The organism is Butyrivibrio sp. AE2015 (assembly GCF_000420825.1).
Classification (GTDB): Bacteria; Bacillota; Clostridia; order Lachnospirales; family Lachnospiraceae; genus Butyrivibrio.
Genome location: NZ_ATVR01000003.1, coordinates 1 through 13,192 on the forward strand (window position 1 = coordinate 1; position 13,192 = coordinate 13,192).

General features: G+C 40.3%; 13 protein-coding genes. All 13 read left to right on the forward strand.

The window, feature by feature from the left end; translation table 11 throughout:
- Positions 1-175: 175 nt before the first annotated feature.
- The 13 genes from recD2 (at position 176) to G585_RS0102145 (ending at position 13,189) form a co-directional block, all read left to right on the forward strand.
- On the forward strand, positions 176-2,434 hold the full coding sequence (gene recD2 / locus G585_RS0102085; protein WP_022772627.1) for an SF1B family DNA helicase RecD2: 2,259 nt from the start codon (positions 176-178) through the stop codon (positions 2,432-2,434).
- On the forward strand, positions 2,421-3,140 hold the full coding sequence (locus G585_RS0102090) for a ComF family protein (protein ID WP_022772628.1): 720 nt from the start codon (positions 2,421-2,423) through the stop codon (positions 3,138-3,140). The genes recD2 and G585_RS0102090 overlap by 14 nt, the downstream gene beginning before the upstream one ends.
- Before the next feature lie 20 nt (positions 3,141-3,160).
- Positions 3,161-3,568 carry a flagellar protein gene (locus G585_RS0102095; protein WP_022772629.1) on the forward strand — a complete coding sequence of 136 codons (408 nt, stop codon included), beginning with the start codon at positions 3,161-3,163 and terminating at the stop codon, positions 3,566-3,568.
- A 9-nt stretch (positions 3,569-3,577) separates the two neighbouring features.
- Complete coding sequence (locus tag G585_RS0102100; RefSeq protein WP_022772631.1) at positions 3,578-3,973, forward strand: hypothetical protein; 396 nt, start codon at positions 3,578-3,580, stop codon at positions 3,971-3,973.
- Between the two features lie 4 nt (positions 3,974-3,977).
- Positions 3,978-4,919: a hypothetical protein gene (locus tag G585_RS0102105; RefSeq protein ID WP_022772632.1), complete on the forward strand. Its 942-nt coding sequence runs from the start codon at positions 3,978-3,980 to the stop codon at positions 4,917-4,919.
- A 16-nt stretch (positions 4,920-4,935) separates the two neighbouring features.
- Positions 4,936-5,802, forward strand: coding sequence for a diadenylate cyclase CdaA (gene cdaA, locus G585_RS16785; protein ID WP_022772634.1), 867 nt, complete (start codon positions 4,936-4,938; stop codon positions 5,800-5,802).
- Complete coding sequence (locus G585_RS0102115) at positions 5,799-7,076, forward strand: CdaR family protein (protein WP_022772635.1); 1,278 nt, start codon at positions 5,799-5,801, stop codon at positions 7,074-7,076. The genes cdaA and G585_RS0102115 overlap by 4 nt, the downstream gene beginning before the upstream one ends.
- A 13-nt stretch (positions 7,077-7,089) precedes the next feature.
- Positions 7,090-8,439: a phosphoglucosamine mutase gene (glmM, locus tag G585_RS0102120; protein ID WP_022772636.1), complete on the forward strand. Its 1,350-nt coding sequence runs from the start codon at positions 7,090-7,092 to the stop codon at positions 8,437-8,439.
- A gap of 1 nt (position 8,440) precedes the next feature.
- The gene (locus tag G585_RS0102125) at positions 8,441-8,704 is read left to right on the forward strand and encodes an HPr family phosphocarrier protein (RefSeq protein ID WP_022772638.1); all 264 of its coding nucleotides are present in this window, start codon (positions 8,441-8,443) and stop codon (positions 8,702-8,704) included.
- Positions 8,705-8,763: 59 nt separating this feature from the next.
- The gene (locus tag G585_RS16790) at positions 8,764-9,939 is read left to right on the forward strand and encodes a DUF3048 domain-containing protein (protein WP_022772639.1); all 1,176 of its coding nucleotides are present in this window, start codon (positions 8,764-8,766) and stop codon (positions 9,937-9,939) included.
- A 68-nt stretch (positions 9,940-10,007) separates the two neighbouring features.
- Entirely contained in the window at positions 10,008-10,877 is an 870-nt protein-coding gene (rfbD, locus tag G585_RS0102135) for a dTDP-4-dehydrorhamnose reductase (protein WP_022772640.1), read from the forward strand.
- Between the two features lie 17 nt (positions 10,878-10,894).
- Complete coding sequence (locus G585_RS0102140) at positions 10,895-11,353, forward strand: divergent PAP2 family protein (RefSeq protein ID WP_022772642.1); 459 nt, start codon at positions 10,895-10,897, stop codon at positions 11,351-11,353.
- Between the two features lie 24 nt (positions 11,354-11,377).
- Positions 11,378-13,189 (forward strand): LIC_10190 family membrane protein, encoded by a 1,812-nt coding sequence (locus tag G585_RS0102145; protein WP_022772643.1) that lies wholly within the window; start codon positions 11,378-11,380, stop codon positions 13,187-13,189.
- Positions 13,190-13,192 lie beyond the last annotated feature (3 nt).

Consider the following 13,192-nt stretch of genomic DNA (forward strand, 5'->3'; position numbering starts at 1 on the left):
GGCGCATTATTTTATATTTACTGTGTCTTTGCGAATACTCCGAGATCTATCCAAAGGTATGGGCACTTCTGGATTTTATGCCACTCGCAAGAAAGTATAAGAATGTGTTTAAAAGCGTGTAATTCTTAAGAAATCTTAAGATTTATATGCTTTTTATTATGGTATACTACTTTCTATGGAAAAAGAAATAGTTAAGGGATACATAGATCATTTTATATATAAGAACGAGGAAAACGGCTACGGCGTAGTGAACCTCATTGTAGATGAAGAGGAGGTCACCTGTACCGGAATCTTTAAGGATGCTGACGTGGGAGATACTCTCGAGATTGAGGGAACTTATGTCAACCATCCGGTATACGGTCAGCAGTTAAAGGTGAGCTCATACAAGATCACGGTGCCTGATGATGCGGTATCAATGCAGAGGTATCTTGGCTCGGGCGCCATAAGGGGAATCGGAGAGGCGCTGGCAGCCCGGATAGTTAAAAAGTTTGGTGCTGATACCTTCAGGATTATTGAGGATGAGCCTGAGCGATTAGCTGAAATAAAGGGAATAAGTGAAAAGAAAGCCATAGATATCGCCATGCAGATGGCAGAAAAAAGAGAAATGCGCGATGCCATGATCTTTTTGCAGAAATATGGTATCAGCAACAATATGGCAGTTAAGATATTCAATAACTACGGAACCAGAGTTTATGGAATCATTCAGCAGAATCCGTATCAGCTTGCTGATGACATAAGCGGAATCGGTTTTAAAACTGCTGATGAGATAGCCGCTAAAGTTGGCATTCGTGTGGATTCTGAGTACCGCATCAGAAGCGGCATTCTTTTCACACTTCTTCAGAGTTCACTTGATGGAAACACATATCTGCCTTTGGAGGAGCTTGTTTCCAAGACGGAAGAGTTACTTGTACAGACGCCGGATCAGATGATCGATTCTGACAGCATAAGAACGCAGATTCAGAATCTGATGATGGATAAAAAGCTCATAGCCAAAAACAATGACAATATTTTTTCTGCAAATTTTTATTATGAGGAGCAGGGCTCAGCTGTAATGCTTTCTGACCTGAACATTGCAGAGAATGTAACGCCTGCTGATGAAGAGCGATACAGACAGAGAATCCTTGATATAGAGAAAAGAAAGAACCTTCAGCTGGACGATCTTCAAAGAGAGGCCGTGCTAAAGAGTATTTCTAATGGAATTGTTATTATAACAGGTGGTCCCGGTACAGGTAAGACCACTACTATCAATACAATAATTGAGTATTATGCAAGCGAAGGTCTGGATATTCTCCTTGCTGCTCCTACAGGAAGAGCTGCCAAGAGAATGACAGAAGCAACTGGGTATGAAGCCAGGACGATTCACAGACTTCTGGAAGTATCAGGTCAGGTAGGCGATGACGACACCAAGTCAGGTGTGGTCAGATTTGAAAGGAACAGGGACAATCCCCTTGAGGCAGATGCCATCATTATAGACGAGATGTCTATGGTGGATATCCATCTCTTTTACGCCTTGTTGAAGGCACTTGTGCCAGGCGTGCATCTGATCCTTGTGGGAGACAGTTCACAGCTCCCAAGTGTAGGACCGGGACAGGTTCTTGCTGACCTTATATCCAGCGGAAGATTTCCTACTATCTATCTTCAAAAGATATTCAGGCAGGCTGAAGAGAGCGATATCGTTATGAACGCCCACAGGATCCACAATGGTGAGAAGCCTGTACTTGATAATAAGAGTAAGGATTTCTTTTTTCTGGAAAGAAATGACGCAAACGTAATATACAAGCACATGATCCAGCTTATCAGAGACAAGCTTCCGGGATATGTGGGAGCGCAGCCCTATGATATTCAGGTTCTGACACCAATGAAAAAGGGCCCCCTTGGTGCGATCCAGCTCAATCTTATCCTGCAGGAGTATCTCAACCCTCCGGATAAGTCTAAAAAAGAGCATGTCTATGGGGAGCTTACTTTGAGAGAAGGCGACAAGGTCATGCAGATAAAGAACAATTACCAGGCTCAGTGGGAGGTTGTTGGAAAGCATAATATTCCGGTGGATTCCGGGCTTGGAGTATTTAACGGTGATATGGGAATTGTCAGGGAAATAAACGAATATTCCCAGGATGTGGTGGTGGAATTTGATGAGCACAGGAGAGTCAGATATCCTTTTTCGGAACTGGATGAACTTGAGCTATCCTACGCGATTACTATCCATAAGTCTCAGGGAAGTGAGTATCCTGCTGTTATTATGCCCCTTTTAGGGGGACCTAGGATGCTGCTTAACAGGAACCTGCTTTACACTGCAGTGACAAGAGCCAGGAATACTGTGTGTATTTTGGGCAGCAGCCAGACAGTCCTCAACATGACAGCCAATGAGCAGCAGCTGAAAAGATATACCGGACTTAAAGATAGAATTAGAGAAGTATTTGATGCAGGTAATTGAAAATGTTCTGAATCTCATTTATCCAAGGCACTGTCCTATCTGTGACAATGTCCTTAGGTATAAAGAGTCTGAAGACCTCGTCCATGAGGAGTGTAAAAAGAAAATAAGATATATAGGAAGTCATGTCTGCGAGAAATGTGGAAAGCCTTTAAAGTTATCTGATCAATCAGAGTATTGCGCAGACTGTATGGGTGTCAAACATAGATTTAATCGGGGATTTTCAGTTTTTAGTTACCGAAGTATCTCCGGTTCGATCTACAGATTTAAGTATATGGGACGCAGGGAATATGCTGATTTTTATGCAAAAGAGACTGCGAGAAAACTTGGGAAAAAGCTAAATTGGCTTGGTGTTGATGCAATAATACCTGTTCCTATGCATAAAGATAAGCAGTATTTGAGAGGCTACAATCAGGCAGCGGAATATGCTTCAAAGCTTTCGAAGCTGACAGGCATCCCTATGTATGACGATGTGATTGTCAGGACCAGAGCCACCAGACCTATGAAGGAACTGGACCTTCGCGGGCGCCGCAATAATTTGAAAAAGGCTTTTAATATAATAAGAAATGATGTAAAATTTAAGTGTATACTCATTATCGATGACATCTATACAACTGGAAGTACCATTGATGAGATCGCCCATGAGTTTCAGATGGCAGGAGTTAAGGAAATATATTTTCTAACGCTGGCTATCGGGCAAACTACTTAAGATAAATGGAGGTCAGATTTATGAACTTACGGAATTGTTCAAGATGCGGAAAAATGTTTAACTACATTGGTGGACAGCCAATTTGTGAGCCTTGTAAAAAGGCAATCGAAGAGGATTTTCAGAAGGTTAAGGCATACATACAGGAAAATCCTGCTGCAGATCTAAAACAGATTGCTGAAGATAATGAAGTTACCACCAAACAGATTCAGCAGTGGATCCGTGAGGAAAGACTGATGTTCTCTGAGAGTTCACCGCTTAAGATGACTTGCGAGAAGTGCGGTGATCGTATTTTAACAGGAAGATTTTGTGCTAAATGTAAGGCAAGCATGGCAAATAACCTTAACGATACATTTGCTAAGCCTAAGCCAGCTATCCAGCAGCCGGTTAAACAAGATAAGAAAGCTGGAATGCGCTTCCTGGATACATAAGGAGCAAAAATGTTAAATGAAGACAAAGTCATTTTGATGACCAAAATGGCTGCATTTATGGATCGTGAAGGCAAAAAGAACGGAGCAATCAATTCCTATTTCAGGAGTGATTACATTGGCTTTAATATACTTAAGTCAGTGATCAGCGCAACAGTTGTCTTTGCTATTTTTGTTGGGGCTTATGCTCTTTACGATTTCGAAAATGTATTATCTAATCTTTACAATACAGATAATTTATTGGCTATTGGCAGGAGGTATCTTATATACTACCTCCTGCTTGTTGGCGTGTATTCTCTTGTTTCATATATTATTTATTCCTATCGTTATTCCAAGATGCGTAAGAATATGAGACAGTATTATGGGGATCTTAAAAAGCTAGCTAGAATGTACGAGAAGGAAAAGTGATATTATGACATCATTATTGGAATTAAAGCAGTATATCAAAAGATTTTATATCAAGAACGAAACATATCTTACATATGTCTGGAAGTTCTTACTTTCACTTATTTCAGTTGCAGTTATCAACAATAAGCTTGGGTATATGAGCTCTCTGAACAATATTGCGATTGTTCTGATGGCATCACTTTTGTGCGCTATTTTACCTGCAAACTTTATCATTGTTATCTCAGCAGCATTCATTGTGGGACACCTCTTTGCTCTGGCTCCTGAGTGTGCACTGGTTACAGTGATAATCTTTGTTCTTATGTTTTTGCTATATTTTAGATTTTCACCAAAAGATACTTTGGCAGTTGTACTTACTCCACTGTTCTATTTTATGGGACTTCCTTATGTGATGCCTCTTGCAATGGGACTTTTGGGAACACCTGCTTCAATGGTATCAGTTGGATTTGGAGTAGTAGTAGCTTTCCTTATTTCATATTTTTCTTCAAATGCCGCTGCTTTTGGAAGTGATGGCGTTGAGGAAGCAGCCAATGAATTCCAGTCAATAGTGTCTGGAATCGTTGGAAACAAGTCCATGATGGTTATGATAGTTGCATTTGCAATTACAATTGTTATCGTATATTTGATCCGCAGATCTTCTGTTGATAACTCTTGGAAGATTGCTATTTCAGCAGGTGCTATTTCACTTATTATCTGTATCCTTGTTGGTAATCTTATCTTTGATACAGATATTGCTTTGGCAGGAGTGATAATCGGAACTGTTGTATCCGCACTTCTTATGCTTGTAGTTGAGTTCTTCTCATTCAGTCTTGACTATAGCAGAACTGAGAAAGTGCAGTTTGAGGATGATGAGTATTACTACTATGTAAAGGCAGTACCTAAGGTTACAGTTTCTACACCTGAAAGAAGAGTAAAGAAAATAAACCGCGCCAGAGAACAGCGCAGATAATTTATAAAGGAACACCATGGAACAAATAGATTTTTTATTTGATTTCAACAGAACAAGTTTGCACATGCCAACTGTGAGATTCTCAGATATACTGGAGATTTTTATTATCGCGTTTCTGGTATATCATATTTTGGTGTGGGCAAAAAATACGAGACTATGGTCACTTTTAAAAGGTGTCATAGTCATTGTTGTGTTCATTTTGGTTGCAGCTCTTTTCAATATGTCCACCATTTTGTGGATTGTTGAAAGAATTTTCAGTATAGCTATTATCGCAATGGTTGTTATCCTGCAGCCGGAACTTCGTAAGGCTTTGGAAGAGCTGGGCAGGAAAAATTTCTTTTCCAATGTGTTATCACTTGGTGACCCAAAGACACAGGGAAGATTTTCAGACAGAACTTTGAATGAAATAGTCAGAGCCTGCGTGGAAATGGCTAAAGTAAGGACGGGTGCTCTGATAGTTATTGAGAATAACCATCCTTTAACTGAGTTTGAACGTACAGGAATTGAGGTTGACGGAATAGTAACCAGTCAGCTTCTCATCAATATTTTTGAGCACAACACTCCACTTCATGACGGAGCGGTTGTAATCAAGGGTGACAGGGTAACAGCTGCCACATGTTATTTGCCACTTTCTGACAACATGGGGATAGGTAAGGAACTTGGAACAAGACATCGTGCCGGTGTAGGTGTTTCTGAGGCAACAGATTCTCTTACGATCATTGTTTCTGAGGAAACAGGAAAAATCAGTATCGCTTATGAGGGCGAGCTGGAAAGAGCTGTTGACAGCGACAGATTAAGGGAACGCCTGAGAATACTTCAGGATAAACACACTGAAGAGGCACCAATCAAGCACCTTGCCAGAAAGGCAAAGGCGAAAAAATGAAAAAACTCACGTCTAATTGGGGGCTTAAGCTCGCTTCACTAATATTTGCTATAATCGTCTGGTTTTTGGTTACCAACATAAACGACCCTGTAACTTCGGTCAGATATACTAATATCCCGGTAACTCTTAAGAATACAAACCTTATTACGGATCAGGGTCAGGTTTACACAGTGCTTGATAACACAGATACCATCAGTGCTGTGACAATTTATGCCCCACGATCTATAATTGATTCACTCAGCCAGAATAATATTGTAGCTACAGCTGATATTCAGGATTTATCAAGCCTTAATACGGTCAGCATAAATGTCACTACCAACAAATATAGTGACAAGATTGAGAATATATCTACTAGTAATGATGTGGTCAAGCTCAGTGTAGAGCGCAAGGCTTCAAAGTCTCTTGCAATTACACCTACTACATCGGGAACTCTTTCTGACGGATATGTGATCGGTGACGTTTCAACAGGCCAGAACATGATAAGGATCAACGGACCTGAGTCAATAGTTCAGACTGTTGAGACAGCAGAGGTTGATGTGGATGTAACCGGATTTACATCAGATATTATCACCAACGCAGATATAATTCTTTATGACGCTGATGGCAATCAGGTAGATACATCACAGATCTCCATGAATGCCAAAACAGTTAATGTTAATGTGACTATTTACGGAACCAAGTATGTTCCGCTTAAATACACAATAAAGGGTGATCCGGCAAATGGCTATGCTCTGACAGGAAAGATAGATACCAATCCGGATCAGGTACTTATCGCTGGCAAAAACAGCGCAATTGCTTCTGTAAAAGAAATTGTGATAGATGATGAACAGCTTGATGTTACCGGACTTACGGGAAATCTTGCATGTACCATAAATGTTGAGGATTATCTTCCAAGCGGCGTAGTACTTGGCGATGAGGATTATAATGGAACTGCAGCAGTTGTAGTTCACATTGAAGCTGTTTCTGAAGAGACCTTCGACGTAGATATAAAGAATGTATCTATAGCAGGTGAAGTAGATGGATACAGCGCCGAAGTTGAAGATGGCGAATATGATACGGTTTCATTGACACTAACTGGACTTGTGTCTACGATCAAGGGTGTATCTGCTTCATCTTTAACAGGAACAGTAGATATTAACAGTTTTATACAAAATAGTGACAATGGGGAGCTTGCAGATGGAACCTACAGCGTTGATGTTGACTGGAACCTTCCGGATGGTGTAAAAGCCACCAATACTGTGAGCGTATACGTAAAAATAGAAAAGAAAGAATAAAGAGGTTTTAGAAATGGGAAGATTATTTGGAACAGACGGAGTCAGAGGAGTGGCTAACGATGAACTTACTCCACTTTTAGCTATGCAGCTTGGTCAGGCAGGAGCATATGTTTTATCAAAAGAAGTTAACCACAAACCCACTATCATGGTTGGCTGCGATACCAGATTATCAGGCGATATGCTTGCAAGTGCTCTTATGGCAGGTGCCTGCTCAGTAGGTGCTGATGTAGTTAATGTTGGTGTTATCCCAACTCCAGGTGTGGCTTATCTTACAAAGAAATACAGAGTAGATGCTGGAGTTGTAATTTCTGCTTCTCACAATCCAATGGAATTTAACGGCATCAAGTTTTTTGATGGAAATGGTTATAAACTTCCTGATGCGATGGAAGATGAGATCGAAGCTCTGATCAAAAACAATATGGAAGGCGTTAAGATGCCTACAGGAGCTGGTATTGGTAAGATCAAGAACCGTACAGATGCCAGAGAAGAATACATCAATCACAATCTCAATGCTGTAGACATCAACCTTCAGGGAATGAAAGTTGTTATGGACTGTGCAGAGGGCGCATCATTCTACACATCTGTAGAGGCTATAAGACAGCTTGGTGCAGAAGTAATAGTTATCCACAATAATCCTGACGGAACAAATATCAATGCTGGTTGTGGATCTACTCATATGGAAGAGCTTATGGGCAGAGTTGTTACTGAAAAGGCAAACATTGGCCTTGCTTTTGATGGCGATGCAGACAGATTCCTCGCAGTAGATGAAAACGGAAAGATGGTAGACGGAGATGAGATCATGGCTATCATCGGAAAATACATGAAAGACAACGGCAAGCTTGCTAAGAATACAATTGTTGCAACTGTCATGAGTAATCTTGGTTTCTTTAAGATGGGCGAAAGAGAAGGAATCCAGATCGATAAGACAAAAGTCGGTGACAGATATGTTCTTGAGCACATGAAAGAAATTGGAGCAAATCTCGGTGGAGAGCAGTCAGGACATATTATTTTCCTTGATGATAACACTACAGGAGATGGACTTCTTTCAGCTCTTCATTTGTTAGAGGTTATGGTCAATACCAAGAAACCATTATCAGAGCTTGCTAAAGTCATGGAAGTTATGCCTCAGGCTCTTGTAAATGCGCATGTTCCTACACATAAGAAAGATTCTTATATGGAATATCCAGAGATTGCTGGAGCAATCGCAGATCTTGAGAAACAGTTTGCCGGAGATGGAAGAGTTCTTATCAGACCATCAGGCACAGAACCACTTGTAAGAGTAATGATAGAAGGCAAAGATCAGAGTAAGATTGAGGAGGAAGCAAGGAATCTTGCGAAGTTGATCGAGGAGGTTATGCTATAATATGGTAAGTCAGAAGGTGGTTATTACGAACCCTACTGGATTACATTTGCGACCTGCAGGTAATCTATGTAAGGTGGCAATGAACTATAAATCGCACATAACTTTTAGCTATGGGGACAATACAGCTAATGCTAAGAGCGTTCTCAGCGTTCTGGGTGCCTGCATAAAATGTGGGGATGAGCTGACTTTCAAATGTGATGGCCCCGATGAAGAAGAAGCAATGGAAGCTCTTGTTAAGGCTATCGAGACAGGTCTTGGCGAATAGAATATATATGTGATAAACTATCACATGTTAAAAACATAGAGAGGAAAATAATTATTGTTATGAGAAAAGCAAAAGCAATTATAGCTGCAGGTTTAACAGCAGCTATGTTATTTGGATGCGGTTCTGCTGGTGATGAATCAGTTTCAGGACTTAGTGTAGAAAAACTTGATGATGTTCAGAAGACAGAAGAACCTGCAGCAGAGAGCACTGTTGAAGAGGCTGTAGACGAGGATGTTCCTCCTGCAGAGGGAATGGTAAGAAGTTACTTCACAAATGAGTGGGTTGACGAATCAGTAAACACAAACAGACCACTTGCTGTAATGTTTCCTATAAACAAAGAGGCTCAGCCACAGTATGGACTTAGCAATGTTGCTGTTTTCTATGAGATCATGGAAGAAGGCAGCATGAGCCGTCAGATGGGTGTCCTTGAAAACTGGGAAGGCCTTGAGAGAATTGGTAATATTCGAAGCATCCGTGATTATTTCGTATATGCTGCACTTGAGTACGATCCTATCATTGTTCACTATGGCGGACCTGAGCTCTATGTTAAGTCTATTTTAACAAGAGATGACGTTGATAACTTAAACGGTGTTGGCGGTGTAATGGGTTCAGATTATGGTGCATTCTTCAGAGTTCCTGAAGGAAGTACATCAGAACACACTGCATTTACAGATGGCGCTCATGTATCAGAGGCTATTGAGAAAGCTAAGTTTGACAAAGAGCACAGAGAAGAATTTGAAGGCGAGTCACACTTTACATTTACAGGCTATTCCAATCCTAATACTTTAGAGGATTATGGTGAATCAGCTGTTAAGGCAACTGAGATAGATATGTCAGGATGCTTCCCTGTAACAAAGTCAGCACTTACATATGATGAGTCAAAGGGTGTATATCTTAAGACTCTTTACGGAAATCCTCAGAAGGATGCCGTGACTGGTGAGCAGCTTGCATTTGCCAATATCATTATTCAGAGAACTTATCATGAAGTTCGTGATGATAATGGATACCTTGCATATCAGATGCATGATACAACTCGTGATGGATACTTTATCACAAAGGGTAAAATGATACATGTTACCTGGGAAAAGAATGGTGACTACGCACCAACTACTTACTATGATGAAGCTGGAAACGAAGTTGTTTTCAACACAGGTAAGACAATGATATTTGTAGTTCAGGAGAAGGGCGGTTCTTTCTCTAAGTTCTCAGTTAATGGCGTAACATACGCAGATTGATAGACCTGGCATTATAGCGGACGGCAGCAATGCCGTCCGATTTTGGGTTTTACTATGAAAGGAGTAACATGGAAAAGATTATCGTTACTGGTTGCAATGGACAGCTTGGCAGAGCAATCAATAAAGAACTTGCAAGTAAATATGAGCTTGTAAATACTGATGTTTTTCAGCAGGAAGGTATTACACCTTTAGATATAACAAATGTTGATCAGGTACTTAAACTTGCCAGGGAAGTGAAGCCTGTTGCTATTGTTAACTGTGCTGCGTATACAGCTGTTGATAAGCAGGAGAGCGACGTGGATCTTTCTTACAAGATCAATGCAATTGGCCCAAGAAACCTTGCAATTGCTGCAACTGAAACAGGAGCAAAGCTTGTTCATGTTTCTACAGATTATGTATTTGAAGGCAACGGAACAAAACCATATATTGAGTTTGATAAGCCCAATCCTGTAAGTGTTTATGGAAAAACAAAGCTTGCAGGTGAGGAGTTTGTAAAGCAGTTTGCAAAAGATTTCTTTATCTTAAGAACAGCATGGCTTTATGGTGATGGAAAGAATTTTGTTAAGACAATGCTCGCATTATCTGAAAATCACGACGAAGTAAGCGTAGTTAACGATCAGCTGGGTACTCCAACAAGTACTTATGAGCTTGCAAAGGCTATAGGATATCTTCTTCCTACTGAGAATTATGGAATTTTCCACGGAACATGCGAAGGCTCAACAAACTGGGCAGACTTCACTGAAGAAATCTTCAGACTTGCCGGAAAGAGTACAAAAGTTAACCATGTTACGACTAAAGAATATCAGGAGAAGAACCCGCAGTCTGCTCCAAGACCAGCCTACAGTATTCTTGAAAACTATATGCTGAAACTTACATCTGACTTTATGTTTGCAGACTGGCATGATGCCATTGAGAGATATATCCGTGAACTGGGTTGATTAGAATAGAGGTTTAAATGCAAATATTAAATGATATATTTAGCAACACGATACTCATGGCGTCTTTTTGGGGATGGCTTGTTGCTCAGGTCCTGAAAACCATAATATATGTTATTGTTAACAAGAACTTTAATCCTGAAAGACTTATGGGAGACGGCGGAATGCCCAGTTCTCATTCAGCTACGGTAATGGCTCTTGTGACATCAACTTTTTATCATTATGGAGCAGGAACCTTTGAGTTTGCAATTTCAGGAGTTTTAGCCCTGATCGTTATGCATGATGCTATGGGCGTAAGACGTCAGGCAGGAAAACAGGCAGTTGTCATCAATAATATGATGGACTGGTTTAAAGAGCTTGATAAAGATATTCCAACAGAGCAGAGGCTTAAAGAGTTTGTTGGACATACTCCGCTTCAGGTTTTGTTTGGCGCAATTCTTGGAATCATTGTTGGCGCAGTGGTTTCCTCAATAGGATAAATAAAACACAGGAGATAACTGATAATGATAACAGTTATACTTACTTGGATCTATGTTTTAGTTACCACATATCTTACAGGATTCTTTTTTCTAAATGCTATTACATCACTTGATTGTATGGCTTTTGTGAATTCAAAAGGTGTGTCAAAAAAGTATAAGATCAGATATCAGGAAAGTTATATAGTAGCCGGAATAGTTGTGGTTACTGTATTTGCTCAGTTTTTGAGTTTGTTTTGCGGCGTTGGTCTCATGGCTAACGCCTTCTTGGTTTTGTTTGATATTGCTGTAGCCTTTTACTACAGAAACAGATTATTTGAAGAATTCTATCTGATGAGACATGTTCTTTTAGCAAAAAGAGACTGGTTGTGGTATCTTCTTGTGTTTCTTCTTATGGCTTACGGAACATCTCATGGAATCATGCACTATGACTCTGACCTGTATCATGCGCAGGCTATCCACTGGATTGAGAGCGCCGGTATAGTAAAGGGCCTTGGTAATCTCCATTTGAGACTTGCTTATAACAGCGCATCCTTTGCCCTTTCTGCTTTTTATAGCTTTGCGTTTTTGGGCAAACAGTCATTACATACGATGGCCGGTTTTTTTGCATTGCTTTTAGCGTGGCAGTGTCTTGATATAAAGACTATTGTTAGAAGAAGACAGATAGTTATTTCTGATTTCCCAAGGATTGCAGCTATGTACTACCTGTTTACTATCTTTGATGAGATGGTAGCACCTGCATCTGACTATTTTCTCTCAACACTTGTTTTTTACATTATCATCTGCTGCACTGACATGTACGTGAGACATGAAAAGGCCTTTGTGCCATACATCTTGCTTGCAATGGTGGGAATATATGCAGTTACTGTAAAGCTTTCTGCGGCGCCGATGGTTCTTTTGTCAATTATTCCAATCTATAAATTGTTCCACAGTAGGACAGCGGATAAAATCAAAGCCTTCGGTTTTTCGGTGCTTCTTGCTTTGGTGATAACCATGCCTTTCTTTTGGAGAAATATAGTGATCTCAGGATGGCTTCTCTATCCTGTCACATTCCTAGATTTCTTTGGCTTTGCATGGGAGATACCCAAGGGAGTTGCGCAGTATGATTCAATGGAGATCAGGACTTTTGGCCGTGGATATAATGATGTGGAAGCTTTTATGAATGTGCCCTTTTCAGAATGGGTACCAAACTGGTTTGGACAACTTTCACTCTTCTATAAGGCAATGGTGATACTCTCAATAATATCAATTGTTATCTATGTATGTTGCGTTATATATTTTGTTTTTGTGGCAGTAGTATATAAAAAGAAACCTGGAAAGCTCATGGGGAACAAAGTATTTGATTTAAGTCATAGGAGCATGCTTAACTTTGCAGACTTTTTGACTCTTAGCGGAACACTTATCCTTTGTCTTGTTTTTTGGTTCTTTAGTGCGCCTCTTATCAGATATGGAATCGTATATGTTCTTGCGACTATTTCTATAGTATTTGGAAGAATGATAATAATGAGCCTTCATAGATCTGAGGGAGATGGTCATGGGATAAAAGAGATATCTTATAAAGCGCTTGTGGCACTTCTTGCTATATGGATTGTCTACAAGGGGATAAATATAGTTATTGAGGAAATTCCAAGATTTAATCCAAATTATCTTCTGGTTCAGCAGGATTATGGAACCTACGATGTTGATTCCTTTAAGCTTGGGGAAACCACGATCTACTATCCCGCAGAAGGGGATCGGGCAGGATATGCGCCATTTCCGGCTGCAACTCATGATCTTACCGGTGAAGTTGAACTCTTGGGAAATACTATAACTGATGGACTGAAAAGTGTAGGACAATAAAAA

Coding starts and splice junctions, on each gene's coding strand:
- recD2 (WP_022772627.1), top strand. CDS start 176: ATGGAAAAAGAAATAGTTAAGGGATACATAGATCATTTTATATATAAG.
- G585_RS0102090 (WP_022772628.1), top strand. CDS start 2,421: ATGCAGGTAATTGAAAATGTTCTGAATCTCATTTATCCAAGGCACTGT.
- G585_RS0102095 (WP_022772629.1), top strand. CDS start 3,161: ATGAACTTACGGAATTGTTCAAGATGCGGAAAAATGTTTAACTACATT.
- G585_RS0102100 (WP_022772631.1), top strand. CDS start 3,578: ATGTTAAATGAAGACAAAGTCATTTTGATGACCAAAATGGCTGCATTT.
- G585_RS0102105 (WP_022772632.1), top strand. CDS start 3,978: ATGACATCATTATTGGAATTAAAGCAGTATATCAAAAGATTTTATATC.
- cdaA (WP_022772634.1), top strand. CDS start 4,936: ATGGAACAAATAGATTTTTTATTTGATTTCAACAGAACAAGTTTGCAC.
- G585_RS0102115 (WP_022772635.1), top strand. CDS start 5,799: ATGAAAAAACTCACGTCTAATTGGGGGCTTAAGCTCGCTTCACTAATA.
- glmM (WP_022772636.1), top strand. CDS start 7,090: ATGGGAAGATTATTTGGAACAGACGGAGTCAGAGGAGTGGCTAACGAT.
- G585_RS0102125 (WP_022772638.1), top strand. CDS start 8,441: ATGGTAAGTCAGAAGGTGGTTATTACGAACCCTACTGGATTACATTTG.
- G585_RS16790 (WP_022772639.1), top strand. CDS start 8,764: ATGAGAAAAGCAAAAGCAATTATAGCTGCAGGTTTAACAGCAGCTATG.
- rfbD (WP_022772640.1), top strand. CDS start 10,008: ATGGAAAAGATTATCGTTACTGGTTGCAATGGACAGCTTGGCAGAGCA.
- G585_RS0102140 (WP_022772642.1), top strand. CDS start 10,895: ATGCAAATATTAAATGATATATTTAGCAACACGATACTCATGGCGTCT.
- G585_RS0102145 (WP_022772643.1), top strand. CDS start 11,378: ATGATAACAGTTATACTTACTTGGATCTATGTTTTAGTTACCACATAT.